This is a genomic window from Stenotrophomonas sp. YJH_SMC_64, assembly GCF_059371375.1.
The window spans coordinates 1-23,006 of record NZ_JCAFUN010000028.1 but is presented as its reverse complement, the minus strand read 5'-3'; the positions used below and the strand labels follow the sequence as shown (position 1 = coordinate 23,006).

Sequence of the window (23,006 nt, the reverse complement as noted above, 5' to 3'; positions counted from 1 at the left end):
TCGGCCGTGGTCGGTCAGGTTTGATGCCGGCCAGCGGCCGGCACTACCACAGCAAAGCCGAAGCGCAGCGCAGATTGCGTTCCGGCGCACAGAGCACCCTCGGTGGTAGTGCCGGCCGCTGGCCGGCAACCTCATGACCTCCGCGGAGTTGCATGGCTGCCGGCCAGCGGCCGGCACTACCAGTCAATGTTCAGCACGGCCATTCGCTGTTCAGCGCCGCTTGCGCGCGCTTCGGCCGTGGTCGGTCCGGTTTGATGCCGGCCAGCGGCCGGCACTACCAGTGAATGTTCAGCGCGGCTTGCGTGTCCGCTTCGGCTTCGCGGTATCTGCACCGCTGGCGGCGCCGTCCTGCAGCGCCTGCAGCCACGACAACGTATCCACATAGTCGATGAAGTGGCGCAGGTAGCCGGGACTGGTGGCCTGCATCGTGTCCAGCATGCGCTGCACCAGCACCGCCGAGTTCAGCGGGCCGCCGTCGGCAGGGGCCTCGGTGCGCAGTGAGCGGCGCACCTGCAGTTCGCTGCGCAGCTCCGACCACTCGCGCTGCACCTGCTGCAGCATCGGCACCTGCGGGTAATGCGGCAGCGAGCGCGACCCCGCATCGAGGTCGCGCACCAGTGCGCGCAGGCCTTCCAGCGCTGGCGGCTTACTTGGCATCCGGGGCCTTGGGCTTGGGAATCGGCGCGATTTCCACGCGGCGGTTGCGTGCGCGGCCTTCCTCATTGGCATTGGAACTGACCGGCTGCTCGCTGCCGAACGCGGCGGCGAACACCGCGTCTGCCGGTACGCCATCGGCGATCAGGGTGCGGGTCACGGTCAGCGAGCGCTGCGCGGACAGCTCCCAGTTGTCGGCGAAACGCCGGTTGCCTTCGCGCACCGGTGCGTCATCGGTGAAGCCGCTGACCATCAGAATTTCCTCGCGGCTGCCCAGATAGGCGGCCAGCGGTGCGGCCAGGCTGCGCAGCAGCTCCTGGCCTTCCGGCTGCAGCTGGTCGGAGTTCAGCGCGAACAGCACGCTGCCGCTGATGCCGATGCGGCCATCCACCAGCGTCACGCGACCGGCGGCCAACGGGCCCGCCAGCGCCTGTTCGAGGGTCTGCAGGCGCTTGGCTTCGGCCTGGCGCTGCTTCACTTCCTGGTCCAGCCGCTGCGACAGCTCCAGCTGCACCGCGACCACACCGACCAGTATCAGCACGAACGCGCCCAGTAGCACCGACATCAGGTCGCCGAAGGCGGCCCAGATCGGGGCGTGCGAACCGCCATCGACCTCCAGCTCGTCGCTCATGCGCTACCGGCCTTGCCGCGGCGCGTGGCCAGCTGCTGCAGTTCTTCCATCACCTGCTTCTGCGACAGCAGGCTGAGGTCGACCACCTCGCGCGCCTGCGCCACGTAGTAGGCCAGCTGCTCGTCGCTGCGGGCCAGCGAGGCATCCAGTGCGCCGCCGATCTGTTCCAGGCGGCCGGACAGCTCGGTGGAGGCGCTGCCGAACTGCGCGACCGCTTCGCCGAAGCTGCTGGCCAGCTGGCCGACTTCACCGGCGCTGCCGTGGAGCGCTGCGGCGATACCGTCCAGCTTTCCGGTCTCGGCAGCGATATGGTCGGTGAAGCGGTTGCCGACGCGTTCCAGCAACTCGGCCGAGCCACCGACCAGTGCGTCCACAGCGGTGCGCTGTTCGTGCGAGGCGTGGTTGATCGCATCCAGCAGGGTCTGCACGGTGGCCAGCAGGCGTCCGCGTTCTTCCAGCATCGCGTTGTCACGCACCAGGCTCTCGGACAGCGTGCTGCGCAGCTCGTTGATGACGTCGGCTGCGGCCTTCGGCGCGGCGGCGGCGGTCTGCAGCAGGGTGGACACTTCGGCCAGCGTGGCGCTGGCCTGTGCGCGACCGTTCTCGCCGATCTGCTGTGCGGTCTCCGCCAGCGTGTCGCAGACGCGCTGCTGCTGCGCGGCCAGGCGTTCGCCATTGGCCTGCAGGCGCTCGGCCAGCTCGGTGGAAACGTGCTGCAGAGCATCGCTCCAGCGCTGCAGGCGCTGTTCGTCGCCGGCCTGCAGCTGCGCCTGCAGGGCGGCGTGGGCCTGCTGCAACTCGGCGCTGACCGCGTCCCAGCGCGCCTGGCGTTGCTGCTCGCGGCTGTCCAGGCCGGCCTGCAGTTCGGCGTGCGCGGTGGCAGCGGCGGCCTGCGCGGCCTGCCAATCCTGCAAACGCTGCTGTTCGTGGTCCTGCAGCAGCGACTGGCTGGCGCTGTGCTGCTGCTCCAGTGCCTGCAGCAGCGCCTGCGCACGCGCGTCCAGATGCTCGCTGGCGGCGATCAACGCCTGCTGCTGGCGCTCGACCAGCGCGCTGTTCAGGGCCTGCTGCTGTTCGGCGGCAGCACGCAACGCCTCCGCATTGTCCTGTGCATCGGCCTGCAGGCGCTCGCCGATACGTGTGACCAGCGCTTCGGCATGCGTGGCCTGGCCATCGCTGAAGGCCTGCAGGTGCTGGCGCAGGTCGCTCACCAGTGCCTGCTGTGCCTGGGTCTGTTCACTCACCACCTTGGCCCAGCTGGCCTCGGTGGCGACGCGGCTGCGCTCAAAACCGTCGCTCAGGCCGGCCAGCTGCTGCTGCACGGCCTGCTCGACGCGGGCATGCAGTGCTTCGCCGTGATGGGCCAGGCCAGCCAGGGTGGTCTCGGCCATCGGCTGCAGCGCGCCACCGATGGCGGCGGCGCTGGCTTCAGCCCCTTCGCGCAGCGACTGCTGCAGCGAGACCGCCAGGCGTTCCTGCAGCGCCTGGCTCTGGGTCAGGAACTCGGCCTGGCCGGCCAGCAGGCGCTCATTGGCGGCCGCACTGTGCTGTTCAAAGGTGCTGGTCATCGCCTGCAGGCGGTCGACCAGCGCCGGCAGCGCCGCGGACTGTGCCTGCAGCAGGCGCAGCGACTCGGCGCGCTGCCAGGCCTGCGAGTACGGATGCAGGTCGCCGGAGATGGCGCGGTCCAGCTGCTGCACGGCCTGCAGGCGGTCACGACGCAGCAGCGCGGCCAGCAGACCGAGCATGGCCGAGCTGGCCACACCGGCGATCGAGGTGCCGAATGCCACCGCCAGACCCTGCACCGGCGAGGCCAGCGAGCCGCGGATCGCGGCCATGTCGGTCGCGCTCTGCAGGGCCAGTCCGGTGCCACGCAGCGTGTCCATCATGCCCAGCAGGGTGCCGAGCATGCCCAGCAGCACCAGCAGGCCGACCAGGTAAGGGGTCAGCACCGGAGCGGGCAGGGCGGTACGCTCGCCTTCCACGCGCAGGCGCACGGCGTTGCGCAGGCCTGCGGGCACGCGCTCCAGCCAGGGAGCGAGGCTCTCCTTCGCGCTGGACAGGTCGTTCAGTGCGCTGCGCAGGCCGTTGCTGGCCTGGCGGTAGCGGTACAGCTCCACGCCACCGGCGATGTAGCAGGCCGCGATGATCGCCGCCACCGCTGCACCCAGCGGATGCACCGAAACATAGCCAATGCCGATCCAGCACACGGCCAGCAGGCCGACAAGGAAAACAACGACATGGAAAGCAGTTCTGGACATGGTGTTCCGGTCAGTGGGAGCGCAGGGCGTCTTGCAGCCCTTCGATCGGGTGGAAGCGCAGCTGCAGCTCGGCGAGCAGCAGGGTGCGCATGTCATGGCGGAAGGCCGCGCGCCAGCCGGGCTGGCCGTGCACGCGTTCAAAACGGGCACCGAGCACGGCCGGCGCAGTGGCCAGCAGGCTGTGCTCGCGCGGGGTGAGGGTCTGTTCCATCACCGCATCGACCTCGGCCAGCCGCGCCAGCTCGGGCGAAACCTGCACCAGCTGGTCGCGCAGGCGGCCGCGCAAGCGCCCGGTGGCGGTCTGGATGGCCTGCTGCAGTACCCGGTAGCGCTGGCGCAGCGAGGCGAAGTTGGGTGCAGCGGCAGCTTCGGCCAGATCCAGCAGGCGCTCGGCCTCGGCGTCCTCACTGATCGAGGCCAGCAGGCTGGCGTGCGCCTGGACGCAGTCGGCCAGCACATCCTCGACGGCTTCGGCGGCTTCACCGGGCTCGGGCAGGCGTCCGCCGAGCGCCCCGGACAGGGCCACGGCACGGCTCCAGTCCACCCACTGGCCGAGGCGATCGGTCAGGGCGGGACTGCTGGCCGGCATCGCGCCGTCGCTGAGACGGGCGAGCAGGCGGAGGAACTCCGGTCCACCCAGGACCGGCTGCGCTGCGTTCGCCATCAAGGGGTGAGGGGCCAAAAACCGTTGATTTTACAACCAGATGACCCGGCCTGGATGAAGGCGGGGCCGGGCGGGGGCGCCCGCAGGCGCGACAAGGCTTAGAATGTCCGGCTGCACCCATCCGTTCGACCCCTGGAGTACCCAATGACTGTTGCGCAGTTCTACCCGATCGGCACCCCCGGACAGCCCTGGGGCGACGCGGAACGCGCACAGTGGCGGGCCCGCCAGCAGCGCCAGCGCAGCTACCACGATGACGTGGTGGCCGCGCTCGAGCGCCTGGACGACAGCTTCGATGTGATCCAGTACGGCCAGCTGGACTATGCGCCGGACCATTACCCGCTGTTCGCCGTGGTCAACCACGACTGGAACCCGGCGCTGCCGACCGCACTGATCACTGGTGGCGTGCATGGCTACGAGACCAGCGGCGTGCATGGCGCCCTGCAGTTCCTGGAACAGCAGGCTGAGCGTTACCTGGGCCGGCTGAACCTGATCGTGGCACCGTGCGTCAGCCCGTGGGGCTACGAGCGCATCCAGCGCTGGAACCCGGATGCCATCGACCCCAACCGCAGCTTCCGTGACGGCGGCCAGATCGAGGAAGCGGCCGCGCTGATGGCCTGGGTGGCCGAGCGCAAACCGAACCTGCTGGTGCACCTGGACCTGCACGAGACCACCGACAGCGACCTGCACGAGTTCGATCCGGCGCGCTGCGCCCGCGACGGCAAGCCGTTCGAGCGCGACACCATTCCGGACGGCTTCTACGTGATCGGCAACAGCGAAGACCCGCAGGCCGAGTTCCAGAAGGCCCTGATCGCTGCGGTCGCGCCAGTCACCCATATCGCCCCGGCCGACGCCGAGGGCAACCTGGTCGGCTTGCCGCTGCAGTCACCGGGCGTGGTGTGGGGTGAGTCGCGGTCGATCGGCGCCTGCGCCGGCTTCACCGACGCGCGCTTTGCCACCACCACCGAGGTCTACCCGGACAGCCCGCGCACCAACCCGCAGGAGTGCAACGACGCCCAGGTGGCGGCGGTGTGTGCGGGCCTGGATTTCGCCCTGGCGGCGCAGTAACGCGCCACGTTGCGGGCAGCGACCGGCATCAACCGGCGCCGTTTTCTGACCGGTAAGGCGACCACCGATGGCGTGGCCGCCGTCCGGCAACCGGCGAAGACATCCAGATCGCGTTGGTACACCGCGCTGCTGACGCCAAACAGGCCCAGCAGCGAGTGGAAAACGTTGTCGTGGCTGTATGCCCTGTGCAGGGCGTTGTCGCGCTGGCATGCCCCATCAAGGCCTGCGTTGCGGCCGAAGTCCGGTGAGAACCACATCACCATCGGCACCTGGGTCTGCTCGCGCGGGGCGATGAAGTAGGGCGTGCCGTGCAGGTACATTCCGCGTTCGCCCAGCGACTCACCATGGTCTGACACATAGATCAGTGCGACATCACGCTGGTCCGCATAACCCTGCAGCAGGTCGATGGTCTTGCCAAGCATGCGGTCGGTATGGACCAGGGTGTTGTCGTAGGTGTTGATCAGCGCCTCGTTGCTGCAACGCTGGATCTGGTTGCTGTCGCAGGTCGGACTGAATGCCCGCGACTGTGCCGGGTAGCGTTCGAAGTAGGTCGGGCCGTGGCTGCCAAGCTGGTGCAGCACGACCAGGGCGTCACCGTTCATGGCGTCAATGCGTGTACCGAGCTGATGCAGCAGCACCTCGTCATAGCAGGTGCCGTCGGCATTGACACATTGGCCGGCCACCTTCAGCGCGGGCATGTCCTCGGTCGGCACGCGTTCGCACACGCCTTTGCAGCCACCGTTGTTGTTGTTGCGCCAGAGCACGCTGATGCCGGTGCGCTGCAGGATGTCGAGCACGTTCTCCTCGGTCGCTGCGCGTACATCGTCATACTGGCGGCGGGTCATCTGCGAGAACATGCACGGCACCGAGATCGCCGTTGCGGTTCCGCATGAGGAAACATCACTGAAGCTGATGACGCCTTCCTTGCGCGAGAGCCGGGGATTGGTCGCGCGTGGGTAGCCGTTGAGCTGGAAGTTCTGTGATCGCGCGGTCTCGCCGACGACCATGACCACCAGCTTCGGACGCGGGCCCGGTACGCGCCGTGCGTCCATGCCGATCGGGCGCAAGGGTTGCTGGCGGGCGCTGTAGAGGCCTTTCAGATAACCGTGGGTATGGCGCACGACATTCAACGGCAGCACCTGGTCACGGAGATAGCGGTTGTTGCGCAGCAGCGAGGAGTAGTCCTTGTAGAACGCGAAGCCGATTGCCAGCAGTACCAGCAATGACGCCAGAGCGCTGGCCGGCCACACCAGCAGCGAACGTATCGAACCGGCCCCGCTGGTGGTGCGCACCAGGGCGAGCCCGGCAGCAGGTAGCACGCCCAGCGCCAGCAGGGTCAACAGTAGTGGCAGCGACAGATAGGCGTTCAGTTCGGCCTGGTTGGTCTCGAACACGTTCTGCACCATGCTGCGATCGATCAGCACGTTGTAGTGCAGCATGAAGTAGCTGCAGGCGGCGCTGACGACAACGAGCAGCACCAGCAGCGGCCTGCGCAGGAATGGCAGTGCCAGCAGTGGCGTCAGCAACAGGTTGAACAGGCAGAACAGCACCACCGGCAGGCTGGCCAGGAACAGCACGCTGCGCACGCTGTTGAGGTCGACCAGCCCCCACAGCGTCTTCCAGAGGGCGATGTTTCCAATCGTGGTGAAGAACAGTGCGACGGCCCAGACCAGAACGATCGGATGGGGCCGTGGAAAACGGCGGCATTGACGCACGAGCAGGTTCCGTGGAGCGGGAGTGCGCGCAGTATCGAAACCGCTTTATCAGGAAGTTGTCAGGTTGGGCGGACTAGCCCAGCAGGATGAGGCCCCACACAGCACCCACCATCAACAGTGCGGTGGTCTGCGCGGCGCTGCCCATATCCTTGGCGTTCTTTGACAGCGGATGCTGTTCAAGGGAGATGCGATCAACCACCGCTTCGATCGCCGAGTTGAGCAGTTCCACCAGCAGGCTGATGAAGCAGACCGCCAGCACTATCGCGCGCTCGACCGCGCTGATGTCCAGTACGAACGCTGCAATGATCAACAGCGCGTGCAGAAGCAGCAGCTGGCGAAAGGCAGCCTCGCCGCGGAAGGTGGCGACGAAGCCATCACGCGAATGGATGAGGGTGTGGAAGATGCGGCTCAGGCCGGTCTTCCCGTGCGGGTACTTGCCGCTGTCCTTGGGGTGCTGCATGCGGTTTCCGCCGTGAAGTGAGCAATCCCCAGCATGTGCACGCGTGCGTCAGGAAATCGTCAGAGGGGCCACTCCAGGCTGAACCGGCATCCCTGCTGCGATGAATGCACCGTCATCCTCCAACCCAGGTGCTCGACGATGCGCTGCACGATCGACAACCCCAGCCCCTCGCCGCTGTGCACGCTAGCGGGTACGAAGCGCTGGAACAGCTGTGGATCGATACTGGAGGGCAGGCCGGGCCCCGTGTCGGCGACGATGAGTGCGGCGTCGTGGAGGGAGATCCGGACTTCGCCGCTTTCGGTGTACTGGCAGGCGTTGCGCAGAAGGTTCCAGATCACGCTGCGCGCAAGATCCGCGTTGGTGTGCAGCACGGTGTCATGCAGGGCATCAAACGCAACGATCACCGGCTTGCCGGAAAGCCAGGGCTGGCAGCGATCCATGCAGCATTCAATCAGCGCACGCAGGGCCACCTCGTTGCGTGGCACGGTGCTGGGGGCGCGAGAGAGCAGCAGCAGGCAGGTCAGCTGGCGCTGCATCTCCTGGGTGGTGCGCAGGATGCGCTCGGCACTGGGAACCAGGTGGCTGTCGGCCGGAAGCTGGCAGGCCAGCGTCTCGGCAGCACCACCGATGATGGCCAAGGGCGTGCGCAGCTCGTGGCTGGCATCGCCGCTGAAGCACTGTTCGCGATGCAGGAACCGTTCGAGCTCGTCACTATGGCGGGCAAAGGCGCGCGCGAGCACGCCGATCTCATCGCGTGCGTCCTGGTAGGGAAAGGGCTTGTGGCCGTCCTGCACCGCATCGGCCAATCGTGTGATGGGCGCGATGACGTGGGTCGCTACCTTGCGACCGATCAGGAAGGCGCCAAGCACGCAGATCGAAATGACCAGTGCCGCAAAGGCATTGATCAGGTATTCCAGATAGCCATAGGGCGCTGCGTCCTGCAGCAGGTAGTAACGTTGGCCGGCACTGTCGAAGACGCGCAGGTGCCACTCGTTGGGTGCTGCTTCGCCGTGATATCCCGGGCCATATTGGCGCAGCACGACAGGCACGTCCTGGGCATCGAACAGTGCGCTGCCGGAGGGCAGGTCGGGACGCCGACCACGGGCGAGTTCGTCCTGCAGGCGGCGTACTTCATTGTCCTGGGTCCGCGCGACGACAGCGGCCCGGACCTGGTCGTAGTCCACCTGTTCGGCCAGTACGATGAAGCCCATGGCACCGGCCATCAACAGCACGAACGAGATCGTGATGCGGGTGCGCAGGCTCAGGCGGCGGTAGAGGGAGGCACGGGTCACGCCTGCATGCGCCAGCCGACGCTGTGCACCGTGGTGATCAGCGCGGTGTCGAAGCTGCGGTCCACCTGCAGGCGCAGCTCATGGATGTGGGTTCGCAGCGCGCCGCTGTCCGGTGGCTCGTCGCCCCAGACCAGGTATTCCATCTCCTGCTTGCGCACCACGGCCGGCGCCGCACGCACCAGGCACATCAGCAGCTTGTGCGACGTGGGCGTCAGCGCAATGCAGCGGCCTTGCCGCCAGGCTTGTGGCGAGCGCGTGTCTACCTGCAGGTCCTTCCACGCCAGCACGCTCTGGACCTGGCGACCCTGCGCCCGTCGTACCAGGGCCTTGATCCGCGCATCCAGTTCCGTCAGCGAGAACGGTTTGACCAGGTAGTCATCCGCGCCCAGGGCCAGGCCCTGCACGCGGTCTTCGACCGGATCGCGCGCGGTCAGCATCAGGATCGGCACCGGGTTCTGGAACTCCTGGCGCAGCTTCTGGCACAGCGTCATGCCGTCCAGCCGCGGCAGCATCAGGTCCAGCAGGATGGCGTCGTAGTCGTCTTGCGTGGCCCGGCGCAGTCCGCTGGCGCCGTCGCGGGCGTCGTCCAGGACGTAGCCCAGCGGTTCAAAGAAGGCATACAGGTTGGCAACCAGCTCGGGGTTGTCTTCGATGATCAGCAGGCGGGTCATGGCATGCGTCCTTGCGCGTGGCCGAACTCTGCCCGATCGCTCGCCGAATGCCAATGCCCTTGCTGAATGGATCGCGGGTGAGGGCGCCCGCATCAAGCCCTGCTCAATCGGCCGGGCTGCGTGAATCGCGGACCGAGTAGATCACCGAGAAGATCTTCCAGCCCTGTTCGGTGCGGATCAGCTGCCACATTTCCTTGCCCCAGTTGGTCTTCACCCCATCGTCGTGGAAGCTGTAGTCAAACGAGACCGAAGCCACATCACCATCCGTCTCGATCTTCGTGTTGGAGAACTTCTCCTCCTTCGGCTTCGGCGAGGCCACCGCCCCGTCGATCAGCGCGATGAAGTTGTTTGCAGGAATCTGCCGTGCCTTGATTGCATCGGGCTTGGCCTTGCGGATGTCCTGCAGGCGCACGTCCTCGGAAACGAACTGCCAGCCGATGTCTTCTGGTTTGTCCGAGAAGAACAGGCCCATGTAGGTCGGCTTGTCCTTGTTGATCAGCGAGGTGCGGAACGCTTCGACCACCTGTTCGATCGCTTTTACATCCGCCGCTGATGGCTGCTGGCTAGCGTGGGCCGGCTGGCCTGCGATGAGGCCAACAATGAGAAACGCGCTCTGGAATCCGGTGGTTCGCATCATTCATGTCGGCCGCAGTGTGGTGGGAGCGCGCCAGGGCCACGGCTACAGGGCCCCGGCGCGCTCCGCATTCAACGATGCAGCGCGTCAACAATCAAGCCGGTGGCGATCTCCACCAACAGGTACTCGTTATCGGACTGGCGCACCCAACGCCGGTCGCGGCCCGGCTCGCGCAGGTCATAGCGCGCGTAATCGTTCACCCAGTAGCGGCGGTCCACTTCAGCCCAAGGCAGGCGATCGCCACGACGCCAAGCCTTCTTCTGCCAGCCCGGCGGCGGCGCTTCGCGGTTGTGCGGGCCGCCTGCGTGCGGCGGCGGCCCGTTGCCGCGGGCGTGGTGCGGCGGATCGGCGAACGCGGGGGCCGCAGCGAAAGCGGTGGCGGTGGTCAAGGCGATGGCAAGCAAACGTGTGGTCTTCATGGGGATGCCTCCGTCATGGCCGCAGCATGCGGCGCTGTGGCGGGAATATAGGGCAATCCATGTGAATGAATGCGGGTGTAGGCGGTAATTTCCTGAACAGACGGCGCGGCCTGCAGTCGTTGCCAGACAACGGGTCATTGGAGCCCGCCCGGGGCCGAATCCGTTGCGGCCCAGCCTCCGCCCAACGACACGAAAAGATCCATCTGCCGGTCAATGCGCTCCGCGCGCGAGGCGGCCAATGCGGACTCCGCATCTGCCAGCTCGGCCTGGGCCGAAAGCACGTCGAGAAAATCGATCCTGCCGAAGCGGTAGAGGTGCTGTGCCTGTTCGGTGGCACGGGATGCGTCCCGACGCGCGTGCGCCAGGCTGCGCTCGCGTTCAAGCTCCTGCGTGCAGGCAGAAAGCGCGGTCTCGGTCTGGCGCAGTGCCTGCAGCACGACTCCGTCAAAGGAAGCGAGAGCGGTGTCCGCATTGGCACCGGCCGCCGCGATGCGGGCCTTGGCTACGCGGCGGTCGGGCCAGTGCCATGACAGCACGGGACCGATGCTCGCACCGAAGCCGTCGGCCGACAGCAGATGCGCCGGTGTGCCGGCCACGCCCGAAGAGGCGCCCAGGGTGATCTGCGGATAGAGACTCGCCGTCTCGACACCGATCATTGCAGTCGCGGCGGCCAGGCTGCGTTCGGCTGCGCGTACGTCAGGGCGCCGCTGGAGCAGCTGCCAGCCGTCACCGATCGGCAATGCTTGCTGCAGCTCAGGGGGCTGTGGGCACCCTTCTGCTTCCCTGGGATAGTCTGCCGGGACTTTGCCCATCAGTGCGGCCAGTTCGAACAGTGAGGCCTGCCGTTCCGCCAGCAGGTGCGGTATCGCCGCCGCGCTGCGATTGACGGCGGCACCGGCACGGCTGACATCGAAGTCCGTTCCGCGCCCGCCTGCAGCCAGCCGTCGGGTTGCCTCCAGCGTGGCGCGCTGTATCGCCAGCACCTGCCGGGTTGCAGCGAGCGTGTGATTGCTTGTGCACACCTGGAGATAGGCACGGGTGACGGCCGCAGCGACGACCACGCGGACCTGGTCGCGTGCCGCAGCGACAGCCTCCGTGTCCGCGTTGGCGGCTTCGATGCCGCGGCGGATGCCGCCTGAGAGATCCAGCGGATAGGAGAGGTGGAGGCCCAGCGCATAGGATTGCGGTGCGGCCGACGCCTGGGTGTAGCCACCGGCATGGGTGAGCGTGCCCGATGCATCCACGTCCCCTTGTACGGCACCGCGCGCGCGGTACTCCAGCACGGTCGCGCTGGCGCGCCGAAGGTTGGCATCGGCGGCGCGCAGGTCGGTATTGGCCGCCAGTGCTTCGCGTACGTAGGCGTCAAGCTGGGGGTCGCCATACAGTTGCCACCATCGATCCGGTGGCGCGTCGTGGCTGAACGATGCCTCCTGGCCCGAGACGAACGCCCGCGCCGCCCGTGGGGAGGCTGCGACAGCGCTCGCCGGCAGGTGATAGTCGGGGCCGGACACGCAGGCCGTCATCGGCAGCAGCAGGGCAAGCAGCCCGCCACGTACTGTCCGCACGCTCACTTGCAGGCTCCCTGCGCCGAGGGGGTGATGGTCACACTCGCAGTGCGACCTACGATCAGCCGGGTATCCGGCGACGCATCATCGATACGGATGCGTACCGGGATGCGCTGTGCCAGCCTCACCCAGGTATAGGTCGGCGCCACGGCCGGCAGCAGGTTGTGGGTGCTTGAGCGCTGATCGTCGGCGATGCCGGCGGCGATGGTATCCACGTGTCCGCGGACGTCGTGGTCGTCGCCCATCAGCCGCGCCACGGCGGCATCGCCCTCGGTGATGCAGCCCAGTTTGGTTTCCTCGAAGTAGCCCTCGATACGCAGGCTGCGGGTGTCGATCAGCGCCAGTGCCTGCGCACCGGGTTGCAGGTAGTCGCCCGCGTGCAGGTCCAGGTTGGTGACGATGCCGTCGGTGGTTGCGCGCACCTCGGTGCGTTGCACGTTGAGCTGGGCGACGCGCTGTTCGGCCTGTGCCTGCGCCAGCGCTGCCAACTCGGTATCGACCTTGGCGGCATTGCGTTCGCGTGTCTCCGAGGCGACCAGGTTGCCAAGTGCGTTGTCCCGTGTCGATTCGCGGCGGGCCAGCGCCAGCGTGGCGCGAGCGCTGCTGACCGCTGCATCGGCCTTCTCAAGCGCGGCAGCGAAGCGCGGTTGATCCAGTACCAGCAGCAGCTGTCCGGCGCTGACCCGCTGGTTGTCGTGCACCAGCACCTGGGTGACCAGCCCCCCCATGTCCGATGCAACGCGCACCACATCGGCGCGCACCCGCCCATCCCGCGTCCACGGGCGCATTTCGTAACGCTTCCAGATGGACAGTGCGGCGACGACAGCAATCGCGAATACAACCAGCGTAGCGCTCCAGCGCCCGATGACAGCAAGCAGGTGTTTCATTTCATTTCTCGAGCAGGGGCGAGAGCCGGATCATCAGCTCCGCCAGGATCACGAACAGGGACAGGCCCACCAAGGGCCGCGCGGCGAACAACCGGTACAGGCCGAGGCTGGCGAGCAGGCGTGAGCTCAGCATCGACAGCACCAGCGCGGCGGCGGCCACGGCGAGCAGGCCGGGGATCAGCACGCCATCAATGGAATGGTCAGAAAACATGAGGTCAGTGCCGATGGGTAAGCGGGGATGCCAGCAGGTCACGGCGCAACCCGCAGAGCAGGTGCGACAGATACCTCTGATTAGCCTCGCTGCTGGCCGCCGCTGCCTCGCGCATGCGGTCCAGCAGCTCCAGAAGATGGGTGTCGACACTGCGTGGCGAGTGGGCGCGAACCCTGAAATGTGCAGCGATGCGTTCGACCAGCGCCGCATGAAGCGCCCGAACCTTCGGGTTGTGCAGCCGCCTTTCCAGCGCGCGGAGTTGGCTGGATGCACGTGCCGCACGAACGTCCGCAAACAATTCCCGCAGATCGTGTGCGGCACTGGAACGGCCCTGCAACCTGGGAGCGAGCAGCCCGATTCGATCCAGCATGCGGCTGAGCCAGGCGCGGGTCGCACCGCCTTGTCCGGCGGCGTGTCGCGCAATGTCCCGACGGATCGAACGCTCCAGCCGTGCGCGGTTGCGGCCCGCATCGGCGGTCTGGAACAGCTGCATGCTGCACAGTGCCACCGTCGTACCGATGAACAACGCAACGCCGTTGTTGAGTGCGCCGACGATGTTGGTCGAATTGGTCGCGCCCAGGCCGGCGATGAGCGGAAACGTCAGCACCACGCCCAGCGCAGCCATGATGAAGGGCGGCCGGGCCAGGAACGATCCGCACAGCAGCAGCACCGGCGCCAGCGCGGCCATCAGGCCGACGAAATCGGAGAGCGCGGGGAAGATCAGTAGACCGTAGAGCAGGCCGACGCCAACGCCGATCAACGACCCCACCAGATAGCGCATGACATGCGGCGCAGGCGCTTCGATCGTGCCGAACAGCACGCACGCCGTGCCGATGATGGACACCGCCGTGGCGCCGTCCGACCAGCCGGTAACGATCCACAGAACGCAGCTCAGCAGGATGCCGACGAACGCGCCCAGCGCGCTGCGCAGGGCAAGCCGATGATCCCGGTGAAGTGCCGCACCCTGCGTATGTCGCGCAAGGCGGGCAGGTACATGCCGGCGCCAGTCGGGCCGGGCAGTGTGCAGCTCCGCCTGCAGTACGCGGCAATCGGCGTGGGCAAGGTCGATCTCGGCCTGTTGCGCGACCAGGCCGGCCCGCAGCAGATCGCGCCAGTCTGTTGCATCCATCGCGCTGGCCTGTGGTGAGCGCAGCCGGGCGATGGAATCTTCCACCGCGCTGGACAGCATCAGTACGTCCAGCATCCGGTCATGCAGGGCACGCAGGATCTGCACCTGGGCGACGCCGTGGGCGCTGTCGAAGGGCAGGTGGATCGACAGCACATGCAGCTCGAGCAGGTCGGCGGCCACTTTCGAGCGGTCCGTCGCCAGTACCGTGTCCGATGCACTGGCGCGCATGTCGCGTGTCCATCGTTCCGCATCCTCCAGCACGGCAGCAACCCGTGCGTGCACGCGCATCGAGACCCGGCGCGGCAGCACCAACCCATGTACCAGCGTGGCGGCCAGGATGCCGATGGCGATTTCCTGCACCCGCGTGATGGCAATGGTGAACACCTCTCCCGGCACCATCACCGCAGGAAACCCGATCAGGCTGGTGGTATAGCCGGCCAGCAGGAACGCGTACGCACGTGGCGTGCGGTCGAGCATCGCCAGGTACAGGCACAGCGCCATCCAGGTGGCGAGTGTGGCGCTCAGCACCAAGGGTGCATTGGCGAAACGTGGCACCAGCGCGACGGTGGCGACGGCCCCGCCCACGGTACCCAGCAGGCGGAACAGGCCGCGGCTGAGTGTCGCCCCGGAAAGGGGCTGCGACACCAGATAGACCGTGCCGACCACCCAGAACGGGCGGTTCAGGCCGATCCGCAGAGAGACATACAGCCCCAACGACGCGGCGAGCAGGCATTTGAGCGAGAACAGCACCGCCTCCTGGTCGGTCCTGAGGGCAGGGCTTTTAAACCGGGCAAATGCCTGGAGCAGGTGGGGGCGGAGCGGGGTGGGGGAGTGCATGCAGCTCATGCTAGTGACCGGCCGCACTGGCGAATTTCGCTACAATGACAATCAATCGCTAAAACCGGTCAATGTGAGAATGGCTCGCATTTCGCTCCCCGGCTTTGACCTGGACCCGGACGAGACCGATCGCCCGGCGGTTGCCAGCCGCCTGCAGGTGGCCGAGCACGACGCGGAAATTCCGGTGCATGAGCATCGAAAGGGTCAGCTCATTCTTGCGCTGCATGGGGCGGTGACCTGCGAAGTGGCCAATGCGCTGTGGATCGTGCCGCCCCAGTGTGGCGTCTGGATTCCGGGCGGCATGCCGCACAGCAACCGCGCCACCGCCAACGCGCGCCTGTGCTACCTGTTCGTCGAGCCCGGCATCGTCGACCTGCCGGCGCAGTGCGTGACGCTGGCCATCTCGCCGATGCTGCGCGAGATGATCCTGCACCTGGCCGACGCGCCGCTGGACTATCCGCATGGCAGCCACACCGACCGGCTGGCGCGGGTGCTGCTGGACGAACTGGTGCAGACGCCGGCTGAGCATCTGTCGCTGCCGGTCAGCCATCACCCGAAGGTGCGCGCGCTGGCTGCGGCGCTGTCGGCGGATCCGGCAGACCGCAGCACCATCGGCCAGTGGGCCGTGCGCCTGGCCCTGGGCGAGCGCACGTTGACCCGCCTCATCGAACGGGAAACGGGACTGTCCTTCGGGCGCTGGCGGCAGCAACTGCACCTGCTCATCGCCATTCGGGAACTCGCCGCCGGTGCACCCGTACAACGCGTTTCCGAGACGCTGGGCTATGAGTCGGTGACGGCCTTCATCACGATGTTCAAGAAAGCGCTTGGCCTTTCCCCGGCGCGGTACTTTGCGGTGCGCCTGCGTGGGCAGTAGCCGGGGACAGCCCGGGAAGCCCCTGCCTGGAACAGCTACTTCGAGGTGCCGGAGACCGATTGAATCGCTGCCACCACCGCAGCGGGTTCCTCGCGCTGGAGGGTGTGGCCGGTTGCCAGGTAGCGGTGCGAGCCGCGCGTGAATCCCGAGAAGAGCAGGGCGTGCTGTGCTTTCCAGAGCGCCTTGCCCGCTGCGGTTTCCTCGAAGAACAGCGGTTCGGCAGCCAGCTGGGTTGCAGTCAGCAGCGCTACCGGCACGTCCGGCATCGTGCGCGGGGTTTCCGCACCGGGTGCATCCAGCTGTTCGGTCAGCACGGCGTAGTCGGCGGCCATGGCTGGCGGCAGCATCGCCCGCAGCTGGGCATCATCTGCCTGCACGCGGGCACTGTCGGCCTGCTTGAACGCATGGCGCTGCCCCATTGTGGCCGGGTCCACCAGCACCAGGCCCTGCAGGCGCTCCGGATGGCGGCGTGCAAACTCCGTGGCCAGCAGGCCGCCATAGGAGTGACCCACCAGCACAACGCGGCGACCGGGAGCGAGCGTATCGATCACGGCCGTGAGGTCGGCCAGATGCGCATCGATGCGCTTGGGATGACCGTCGCTGCCGGACTTGCCGAGTCCCGCACGGGCGTAGGTGATGCTGTGGTAGTCGCGCCCCAGACCGGCAACCACCTCCTTCCAGGCCCCCGCGCCCTGCCCGAAACCGGATTCAAAGACCACGGTGATCGGGCCGGCCCCCATCTCTTCGGCCTGCAGTGTGTAAGCGCCTCGATCCACCTGGATTTCCCCTGCGTGCGCGGTGCCCACTGCGGCCATCATGGCGGCCAGCGCCCACAACGTCACTCGGCTGATCTTCATTGCCATTCTCCTGGGCCGTGACGCGTGCCAGCCCTTCCGATGGGTCAGGTCTGCAGCGGAGTGCCACAGCCTGCCGACCTCGCGACAGGTCGTGTTGGTAATGTAGTGAGGTATAACACCGACTCCCTGTGCAGAAAGTCATGGGGACGGGGCGTAGACCGCTGAATGGCGTTGGATGCTTGAATCTGTGATCGGTTACGCGGCTCCACACTTGAACGTGCAAGCGTCCTCAACGATAAAGGCGGCATGTGGCACTGCCGCATTCCGGACCAGGGACGATCCGAAGCATGACGCGGGGCACAGCTCCGCGTTCTCGTTCCCGCCGGCGCTGTGTTCGTCCAGGAAGGAGAACAGGGATGTTGGAACGACTGAAGACCATTTTGTGTGCCGTGCTGGCGATCGTTGCCGTTGGCTGCATTGCGCCGGCTGTTGTACAGGCGCAGGAAAGCAAGATCACCTGGCGTATTTCGCAGCCCGGCGGCAATTCGACGCAGTACAAGACCCAGCAGCAGGCGGTGCAGGCGATCAAGAGCCTGCCCGCACCGAGTCCGTTCCCGCCGGAGTTCCAGTTCGGTTGGCAGTCTGTCGACAAGATCAAGTCGAAAGTCGTGGACTTGAACGGAAATACGTCGATCACCTACTGGATGGGGAAGGCACAACCCTCCGATCCAGACTGGACCTATCTGAGTACAGCGGAGTTTTCGACCGAAGAGGCGATGGTCGCGAGTTATCTCGCTGAAGTCCAGGCAAGTAACCCTGTGTGTCCGGGTGCTGCTGTTACACCACAGGGTGACTGGTTCTCCGGCGTGCCCGAAATGGAAGGCGTAGTCGAGTCCAGGTTCTATCAAATCACCGATATGATCGGGGAGAACACGGCCGAATCGCCCTGCGCTCCCTACGTGAGCCAGATGGCCTTCGGCCGCAAACGCCGGCTTGATTGCCCTGTTCCACTTACGCAGTGGTCCAACAAGCACAACGCCTGCGTCAACGAGGAATTCGTTGCGACCATCACCTCGAAGTCGCAGAAGTGCGACAAGGACGGCGGCAACGGTAGCTGCCCCATGCCCCGCAACGATACAGCGGCGAACATGAGTCCGATTCCCGACAAGGACCCGGCCTCCAACGGCGGTACCTGCGACGGCAATGTCGGCAACCCATGTGATGTTAAAACGGGCGAGAAGTATGAGATCGCGCAGGACTTTGATCTGGGCTGGATCGCGCTGACGCGCTTCTATCACTCCGGCATCTCCACCTCATCCGGTGGCTTCGGCTATGGCTGGACCCATTCGCTGGGCGCCCACCTGGCACTGGATGGCGTTGACAGTGTGGGCATCATTGAAAGCACCGGTTTCCAGCGTGCATTCAAGAAGATCGGCCAAGCCTATGAGGCGGACGACGACAGTGGTGACCGTCTGGTCCAGAACGGCAACTGGACACTGTACTCGGCGGATTCCATCTCTACCTTCGGCGCGGACGGGCGTCTTGCCGCCAAGCGCTTCCCGGACGGCACGTCGCTGGCCTACATCTACGACGACAGCGACCGCCTTGCGGCGGTCACCCACAGCAGTGGCCGCACACTGGAGTTCGTTTACCAGTCCAACGACTATGAGGCGTTGATCAGTTCGGTGCTGGTCGAAGGCGTTGCGCTCGCCACCTATACCTACACGCCGCAGAACCAGGTCGCCACGGTGACCTATGCGGGTGGTGGTGTGCGGACATATCACTACGAGAACCAGGACTTCCCCCAGCACCTGACCGGCATCACCGCTGAGGACGGTCGCCGCTACAGCACCTTTACCTACGATTCCATCGGTCGTGTGATCTCCAGTCAGCATGCCGGCGGTGCCGATGGCGTGACACTGGCCTACAGCCCCAATGGCGGTGCGGTGGTGACCGACGCGCTGGGGCGGCAGACCGACTACACCCTGACACCCGGCGGCGATAGCGCTCCGTCGCGCAAGGTGACCGGCCTGACGGATTCGCAGGGAACCGTCAGCCGGACCTACTACGACCAGAGTGTCGACTTCCGCCGGCGTCTGGATACCTACACCGATCGCCGCGGCATCCAGACCAAGCACACCTATGCGCAGGGCACCGATCCGGTAAGCGGTCGTGCCGTCAGCATCCATACCGTGACCGAAGCGGTCGGCTTGCCCGAGCAGCGTGTGGCGACCACGGCGCGCGACGTCGAAACCAATGCGGTACTGACCACCCGGATCGGTAGCCGCGAAACCCGCACGGCCTTCAATTCCCGACGCCAGCCGACGGCCAACACGGTGACCGACACCGCTTCCGGTCAGACGCGCATCACCAGCTACACGTACTGCGAAGCCGCTGATGTGGCAGCGGCAGGCAGCTGCCCGGTGGAGGGGCTGCTGAAGAGTGTGGATGGCCCGCGCACGGATGTGGCCGATGCCGTTACCTATGCCTATTACTCGGCGGATGATGCAGGGTGCGCGATCGGAGGCGCCTGCACCTATCGCAAGGGCGACCTGCGCAGTGTGACCAATGCGCTGGGCCAGACGGTCGAGACTCTGGCCTACGACGCGTTCGGGCGGCCGTTGTCGGTCAAGGATGCCAACGGCGTGGTCACCGACTACACCTACCATGCCCGCGGCTGGCCAACCTCGGTCACCGTGCGTGGCGCGACCACTGCCGAGAATCGGGTCACCCAGATCAGCTACTGGCCGACCGGCCAGGTGCAACAGATCACCGAGCCCGACGGCAGCAGCGTTTCCTATGTCTACGATGCGGCGCTGCGCTTGACCGATATCGAGGACAACGCGGGCAACACGATTCACTACACGCTGGACAATGCCGGCAATCGCCTCAAGGAAGACACGCTCGATGCAGGCGGTACCCTGCGCCGCACCCTGGCACGGACGTTCAACACGCTCGGCCAGCTGACCGCACTGAAGGACGCGAGCAATCACGCCACCGGCTTTGCCTACGATGCCAACGGCAACCCGCAGACCGTGACCGACGCACTGCAGCGCGTGACCAGCCAGCAGTACGACCCGTTGAACCGCTTGGCGCAGACCCTGCAGGACGTGGGCGGCGTGGCGGCGGAGATCCGCAGCCAGTACAACGCGCTGGATCAGGTCACCCAGGTCACCGACCCGAAGGGTCTGCACACCACTTATGCCTATAACGGTTTCGGTGATCTGACCGGGCAAGTCAGCCCGGACAGCGGTGCCAGCAGCTTCACCGTGGATGCCGCCGGCAATCGCAAGACGGCCACCGATGCACGCGGCGTCACCGCCACCTATCACTATGATGCACTCAACCGCCTGATCGGCATCGCCTATCTGGACCCCAATCTGGACGTGGGCTACAGCTATGACGTGGCGCCTGCCGCCTGTGCCGCCGACGAGCGCTTCGCCAAGGGACGGCTTGGGCAGGTGCTGCATGCCAATGGCAGCACCCAGTACTGCCATGACCGCTTCGGCCAGGTCACCCGCAAGGTACAGACCGTCAACGGCGTTGCCAGCACGCTGCGCTACGCCTATAGCAAGTCGGGCCGCCTGACCGCGTTGACCTACCCCGACGGCAGCGTGGCTGACTACGTGCGCGATACCCAGGGCCGCATCAGCCAGATCGGCCTGACCCGCCCCGGCCAGGCGCGCCAGATCGTGGTGAACAACGTGACCTATGCGGCCTTCGGCTCGGCGACGGGCTGGACCTACGGCAACGGCCGCCAGCTGCAGCGTCCGTTGGATCTGGATTACCGCCCGCAGGCGGTACATGACTCGGCCGCAGGTGGCCTGTCGCTGGGCTATGGCTACGACCCGGTCGGTTCGATCACCGAGCTGAAGAACGGCGCAGGTCCGACGGTGCTGGCCAAGTACGCCTACGACACGCTGGGCCGCCTGACCCAGACCCAAGACGGCGCGACCGGCACGCCGATTGAAACCTATGCGTATGACGCCACCGGCAATCGCACCGCGCTGACCACCTCGGCAGGCACCGCCAGCTACAGCTATCCCGCAACCAGCCACCGGCTGACCGCCGTGGACGGCGAAGCGCGCACCCATGACGCAGCGGGCAATACCACCAGCATCGGCAGCAAGACCTTCACCTACAGCGATGCCAACCGCCTGAACGCGGTGAAGCAGGGCGATGCCGTGCTGGAAAGCTACGGTTACAACCATCTCGGCGAGCGCGTGCTGCGTACTCCAGCCGGTGGCGCAGCTCAGATCACGCTGTACGATGAGGCCGGGCAGTGGCTGGGCAACTACTCGGCCACGGGCCAAGCGCAGCAGCAGGCCATCTGGCTGGACGACTATCCTGTGGCGCTGATCAATGTGCCGGCGACCGGCGTGCCGGAGCTGGCCTACGTCCAACCAGATCATCTGGGTACGCCGCGCGTAGTGATCGATCCGGTGCGGAATGTTGCAATCTGGGAGTGGAGCAACAAGAGCGAGGTATTCGGCAACCAGATTCCGAGTGCTGACCCGGATGGCGATGGTGTGGTGTTCGAGCTGGCGCTGCGATTCCCGGGCCAGCAGGCCACGGATGCGAGTGGGCTGTTCTACAACTATCAGCGGGAGTATGACCCTGCGGTGGGGCGGTACTCACAGAGTGATCCGATTGGGTTGCTGGGAGGAATTGGCACCTATTCCTATGTGGGAGGCAACCCTCTTATTGGCTTGGATTCACTAGGCCTTTGCGAGCAGACATCGGTTTGTCGAACGCTACCTGGCATGTCAGGATTTAGCGAGGCTGCGCGAGCTGCTTACTTGGCGAATCCGTCCTCTCCCCTCGACAAAATATGGCCTTTCAGTGTGCTGCGTGGAACGCGAATTCATGTACAGTTTGCATTTAATGTAAAGGCCCTTGGTGGTCCGTACGATTCCGAAGTTTCTTACTTGAACGGCATCGTTGTAGATTATGGAACTCCAGGATCAGTTCGCGCCGACGGCATATATGGACCCAGGGCGTACCCAAAGTATGTGGTCGAGTTGAAATCGGGAGCGGCTGGTCTGACCGCGGCAGAAATTCGCAATTACTACACACACCTGCCCAAGGGAACTATACTTTGCGGTGTTCTGGAAAGGTCGGTGCCCTAGCATGAGATCCATTGCACTTTGGAGAATGAAGCGCGAGGCCAAGAGGAGCGGTCTGCGAGTCGTTGGCAATTTTTTGATCGCGTTACATACGCGCGATGTTATCTCAGGCTTCACATTGGATCCTGCGCCATCCTCTACCTATATATGGACCTTCGTAATTCCGACATATGATGATTTGCCCTACCTGCACATGTCTCTAGGTCAGAGGATTGCAAGCGCGGAAGTGGATAAAGTTTTTTTCCGTGGAATGCATGAGGCGCATGTCAAAAAGCTTGAGGCAGTGAGGACGGCGGCAGACTTGTTGCTCTATGTCGACAGTCTTGACTTCACAAGCGATTATTCAGAATGGGTAAAATACATATCCGCCATCCGGCTTGGCGATTTCGTGGGAGCGGATGCGACGCTGAAGACGCTTTTGAAGTTGCCAATGTCCAATGCTATTAGAAGTAGATTAGATGCGATTCTTTCTGTGCTGAAGAATGATGGTGAATCGGGCGCGCAGCATCTTTTGGAGACGTGGTCTTTCCAGACGAATCAATTAGTCGGCGGTAGCTCCTGGGGCAGCGGACGGTAGCGAATCGTCTCGCTGCACGCAGCCCTAACGCAGCAGGGAATACCACGCTCTGGAAGCAGATCGTTTACCTGCAGCGATACCAACCGCATGAACGCGGTGAAGCAGGGCAATTCCGTACTGGAAAGCTACGCCTGCAATCATCGCGGTGAGCGCGTGCTGCGTACCCCGGCCGGTGGCGCAGCGCAGATCACCCTGTATGACGAGGTAGGGCTGTGGCTGGGCAACTACTCGGCCACGGGCCAGGCGCAGCAGTAGGCCATCTGGCTGGATAACTACCCGGTGGCGCTGATCAATGTGCCGGCTACCGGCGTGCCGGAGCTGGCCTACGTCCAACCAGATCATCTGGGTACGCCGCGCGTGGTGATCGATCCGGTGCGGAATGTTGCAATCTGGGAGTGGAGCAACAAGAGCGAAGTGTTCGGCAACCAGATTCCGAGTGCCGATCCTGATGGGGATGGTGTGGCGTTCGAGCTTGCGTTGCGCTTCCCGGGCCAGCAGGCGACGGATGCGAGTGGGTTGTTCTACAACTATCAGCGG

At 65.5% G+C, this 23,006-nt stretch carries 19 protein-coding genes and 1 pseudogene; 5 read left to right on the top strand and 15 right to left on the bottom strand.

The window, feature by feature from the left end; all coding sequences use genetic code 11:
• Nucleotides 1-288: 288 nt before the first annotated feature.
• From AC5P9L_RS21080 to AC5P9L_RS21065, 4 genes are read right to left on the bottom strand one after another with little or no spacing between them, the layout of a single operon-like run.
• On the bottom strand, nucleotides 289-723 hold the full coding sequence (locus tag AC5P9L_RS21080; protein ID WP_414488583.1) for a DUF2894 domain-containing protein: 435 nt from the start codon (nucleotides 721-723) through the stop codon (nucleotides 289-291).
• A complete protein-coding gene (locus tag AC5P9L_RS21075; protein WP_005409939.1) occupies nucleotides 647-1,285 on the bottom strand; it encodes an OmpA family protein in 639 nt (212 codons plus the stop codon). Before AC5P9L_RS21075 ends, AC5P9L_RS21080 begins: the two co-directional genes overlap by 77 nt.
• Complete coding sequence (locus AC5P9L_RS21070) at nucleotides 1,282-3,546, bottom strand: DUF802 domain-containing protein (RefSeq protein WP_279915902.1); 2,265 nt, start codon at nucleotides 3,544-3,546, stop codon at nucleotides 1,282-1,284. The genes AC5P9L_RS21075 and AC5P9L_RS21070 overlap by 4 nt, the downstream gene beginning before the upstream one ends.
• Before the next feature lie 10 nt (nucleotides 3,547-3,556).
• Nucleotides 3,557-4,210, bottom strand: coding sequence for a DUF3348 family protein (locus tag AC5P9L_RS21065; protein ID WP_099498053.1), 654 nt, complete (start codon nucleotides 4,208-4,210; stop codon nucleotides 3,557-3,559).
• Nucleotides 4,211-4,354: 144 nt separating this feature from the next.
• On the opposite strand from AC5P9L_RS21065, the gene AC5P9L_RS21060 reads away from it, so the two are divergent.
• Nucleotides 4,355-5,275, top strand: a complete 921-nt coding sequence (locus AC5P9L_RS21060; RefSeq protein WP_005409936.1) for a M14 family metallopeptidase — start codon at nucleotides 4,355-4,357, stop codon at nucleotides 5,273-5,275.
• Here AC5P9L_RS21060 and AC5P9L_RS21055 read toward each other — a convergent pair.
• The 10 genes from AC5P9L_RS21055 to AC5P9L_RS21010 form a co-directional block, all read right to left on the bottom strand.
• The gene (locus AC5P9L_RS21055) at nucleotides 5,179-6,990 is read right to left on the bottom strand and encodes a phosphoethanolamine transferase (RefSeq protein ID WP_262101557.1); all 1,812 of its coding nucleotides are present in this window, start codon (nucleotides 6,988-6,990) and stop codon (nucleotides 5,179-5,181) included. The two genes, AC5P9L_RS21060 and AC5P9L_RS21055, sit on opposite strands and share 97 nt — an antisense overlap.
• Nucleotides 6,991-7,063: 73 nt before the next feature.
• Nucleotides 7,064-7,450: a diacylglycerol kinase gene (locus AC5P9L_RS21050; RefSeq protein ID WP_012480499.1), complete on the bottom strand. Its 387-nt coding sequence runs from the start codon at nucleotides 7,448-7,450 to the stop codon at nucleotides 7,064-7,066.
• A gap of 59 nt (nucleotides 7,451-7,509) precedes the next feature.
• Complete coding sequence (locus tag AC5P9L_RS21045; RefSeq protein ID WP_049397968.1) at nucleotides 7,510-8,742, bottom strand: sensor histidine kinase; 1,233 nt, start codon at nucleotides 8,740-8,742, stop codon at nucleotides 7,510-7,512.
• Nucleotides 8,739-9,413 (bottom strand): response regulator transcription factor, encoded by a 675-nt coding sequence (locus tag AC5P9L_RS21040; protein ID WP_012480497.1) that lies wholly within the window; start codon nucleotides 9,411-9,413, stop codon nucleotides 8,739-8,741. Before AC5P9L_RS21040 ends, AC5P9L_RS21045 begins: the two co-directional genes overlap by 4 nt.
• A gap of 103 nt (nucleotides 9,414-9,516) precedes the next feature.
• Nucleotides 9,517-10,047 (bottom strand): Cif family virulence factor, encoded by a 531-nt coding sequence (locus AC5P9L_RS21035; protein ID WP_012480496.1) that lies wholly within the window; start codon nucleotides 10,045-10,047, stop codon nucleotides 9,517-9,519.
• Nucleotides 10,048-10,118: 71 nt separating this feature from the next.
• The gene (locus AC5P9L_RS21030; protein ID WP_049397970.1) at nucleotides 10,119-10,466 is read right to left on the bottom strand and encodes an RcnB family protein; all 348 of its coding nucleotides are present in this window, start codon (nucleotides 10,464-10,466) and stop codon (nucleotides 10,119-10,121) included.
• Nucleotides 10,467-10,600: 134 nt separating this feature from the next.
• Nucleotides 10,601-12,037 (bottom strand): efflux transporter outer membrane subunit, encoded by a 1,437-nt coding sequence (locus AC5P9L_RS21025; protein ID WP_262101558.1) that lies wholly within the window; start codon nucleotides 12,035-12,037, stop codon nucleotides 10,601-10,603.
• Nucleotides 12,034-12,918: an HlyD family secretion protein gene (locus AC5P9L_RS21020; protein WP_262101559.1), complete on the bottom strand. Its 885-nt coding sequence runs from the start codon at nucleotides 12,916-12,918 to the stop codon at nucleotides 12,034-12,036. The genes AC5P9L_RS21025 and AC5P9L_RS21020 overlap by 4 nt, the downstream gene beginning before the upstream one ends.
• 1 nt (nucleotide 12,919) lies before the next feature.
• Entirely contained in the window at nucleotides 12,920-13,129 is a 210-nt protein-coding gene (locus AC5P9L_RS21015; RefSeq protein ID WP_044570365.1) for a DUF1656 domain-containing protein, read from the bottom strand.
• A gap of 4 nt (nucleotides 13,130-13,133) precedes the next feature.
• Entirely contained in the window at nucleotides 13,134-15,095 is a 1,962-nt protein-coding gene (locus tag AC5P9L_RS21010) for an FUSC family protein (protein ID WP_262101560.1), read from the bottom strand.
• A gap of 79 nt (nucleotides 15,096-15,174) precedes the next feature.
• Between AC5P9L_RS21010 and AC5P9L_RS21005 the strand changes: the two genes are divergently transcribed.
• Entirely contained in the window at nucleotides 15,175-15,969 is a 795-nt protein-coding gene (locus tag AC5P9L_RS21005; RefSeq protein ID WP_012480491.1) for an AraC family transcriptional regulator, read from the top strand.
• 35 nt (nucleotides 15,970-16,004) lie between these two features.
• Here AC5P9L_RS21005 and AC5P9L_RS21000 read toward each other — a convergent pair whose 3' ends face one another.
• The gene (locus AC5P9L_RS21000; protein ID WP_012480490.1) at nucleotides 16,005-16,826 is read right to left on the bottom strand and encodes an alpha/beta fold hydrolase; all 822 of its coding nucleotides are present in this window, start codon (nucleotides 16,824-16,826) and stop codon (nucleotides 16,005-16,007) included.
• Between the two features lie 356 nt (nucleotides 16,827-17,182).
• On the opposite strand from AC5P9L_RS21000, the gene AC5P9L_RS20995 reads away from it, so the two are divergent.
• From AC5P9L_RS20995 to AC5P9L_RS20985, 3 genes and pseudogenes are all read left to right on the top strand, one after another.
• Entirely contained in the window at nucleotides 17,183-21,895 is a 4,713-nt protein-coding gene (locus AC5P9L_RS20995; protein ID WP_227415353.1) for an RHS repeat-associated core domain-containing protein, read from the top strand.
• Nucleotide 21,896: 1 nt separating this feature from the next.
• Nucleotides 21,897-22,469 carry a hypothetical protein gene (locus tag AC5P9L_RS20990; RefSeq protein ID WP_099562628.1) on the top strand — a complete coding sequence of 191 codons (573 nt, stop codon included), beginning with the start codon at nucleotides 21,897-21,899 and terminating at the stop codon, nucleotides 22,467-22,469.
• Nucleotides 22,470-22,483: 14 nt separating this feature from the next.
• Nucleotides 22,484-23,006 (top strand): annotated as a pseudogene (locus AC5P9L_RS20985) (RHS repeat-associated core domain-containing protein); the annotation flags it as partial.

What these genes read in the sequence shown, in the direction of transcription:
- AC5P9L_RS21080 (WP_414488583.1), bottom strand. Translation starts at nt 723, where the DNA reads ATGAGGAAGGCCGCGCACGCAACCGCCGCGTGGAAATCGCGCCGATTC.
- AC5P9L_RS21075 (WP_005409939.1), bottom strand. Translation starts at nt 1,285, where the DNA reads ATGAGCGACGAGCTGGAGGTCGATGGCGGTTCGCACGCCCCGATCTGG.
- AC5P9L_RS21070 (WP_279915902.1), bottom strand. Translation starts at nt 3,546, where the DNA reads ATGTCCAGAACTGCTTTCCATGTCGTTGTTTTCCTTGTCGGCCTGCTG.
- AC5P9L_RS21065 (WP_099498053.1), bottom strand. Translation starts at nt 4,210, where the DNA reads ATGGCGAACGCAGCGCAGCCGGTCCTGGGTGGACCGGAGTTCCTCCGC.
- AC5P9L_RS21060 (WP_005409936.1), top strand. Translation starts at nt 4,355, where the DNA reads ATGACTGTTGCGCAGTTCTACCCGATCGGCACCCCCGGACAGCCCTGG.
- AC5P9L_RS21050 (WP_012480499.1), bottom strand. Translation starts at nt 7,450, where the DNA reads ATGCAGCACCCCAAGGACAGCGGCAAGTACCCGCACGGGAAGACCGGC.
- AC5P9L_RS21040 (WP_012480497.1), bottom strand. Translation starts at nt 9,413, where the DNA reads ATGACCCGCCTGCTGATCATCGAAGACAACCCCGAGCTGGTTGCCAAC.
- AC5P9L_RS21035 (WP_012480496.1), bottom strand. Translation starts at nt 10,047, where the DNA reads ATGCGAACCACCGGATTCCAGAGCGCGTTTCTCATTGTTGGCCTCATC.
- AC5P9L_RS21030 (WP_049397970.1), bottom strand. Translation starts at nt 10,466, where the DNA reads ATGAAGACCACACGTTTGCTTGCCATCGCCTTGACCACCGCCACCGCT.
- AC5P9L_RS21020 (WP_262101559.1), bottom strand. Translation starts at nt 12,918, where the DNA reads ATGAAACACCTGCTTGCTGTCATCGGGCGCTGGAGCGCTACGCTGGTT.
- AC5P9L_RS21015 (WP_044570365.1), bottom strand. Translation starts at nt 13,129, where the DNA reads ATGTTTTCTGACCATTCCATTGATGGCGTGCTGATCCCCGGCCTGCTC.
- AC5P9L_RS21010 (WP_262101560.1), bottom strand. Translation starts at nt 15,095, where the DNA reads ATGCACTCCCCCACCCCGCTCCGCCCCCACCTGCTCCAGGCATTTGCC.
- AC5P9L_RS21005 (WP_012480491.1), top strand. Translation starts at nt 15,175, where the DNA reads ATGGCTCGCATTTCGCTCCCCGGCTTTGACCTGGACCCGGACGAGACC.
- AC5P9L_RS21000 (WP_012480490.1), bottom strand. Translation starts at nt 16,826, where the DNA reads ATGAAGATCAGCCGAGTGACGTTGTGGGCGCTGGCCGCCATGATGGCC.
- AC5P9L_RS20995 (WP_227415353.1), top strand. Translation starts at nt 17,183, where the DNA reads ATGTTGGAACGACTGAAGACCATTTTGTGTGCCGTGCTGGCGATCGTT.
- AC5P9L_RS20990 (WP_099562628.1), top strand. Translation starts at nt 21,897, where the DNA reads ATGAGATCCATTGCACTTTGGAGAATGAAGCGCGAGGCCAAGAGGAGC.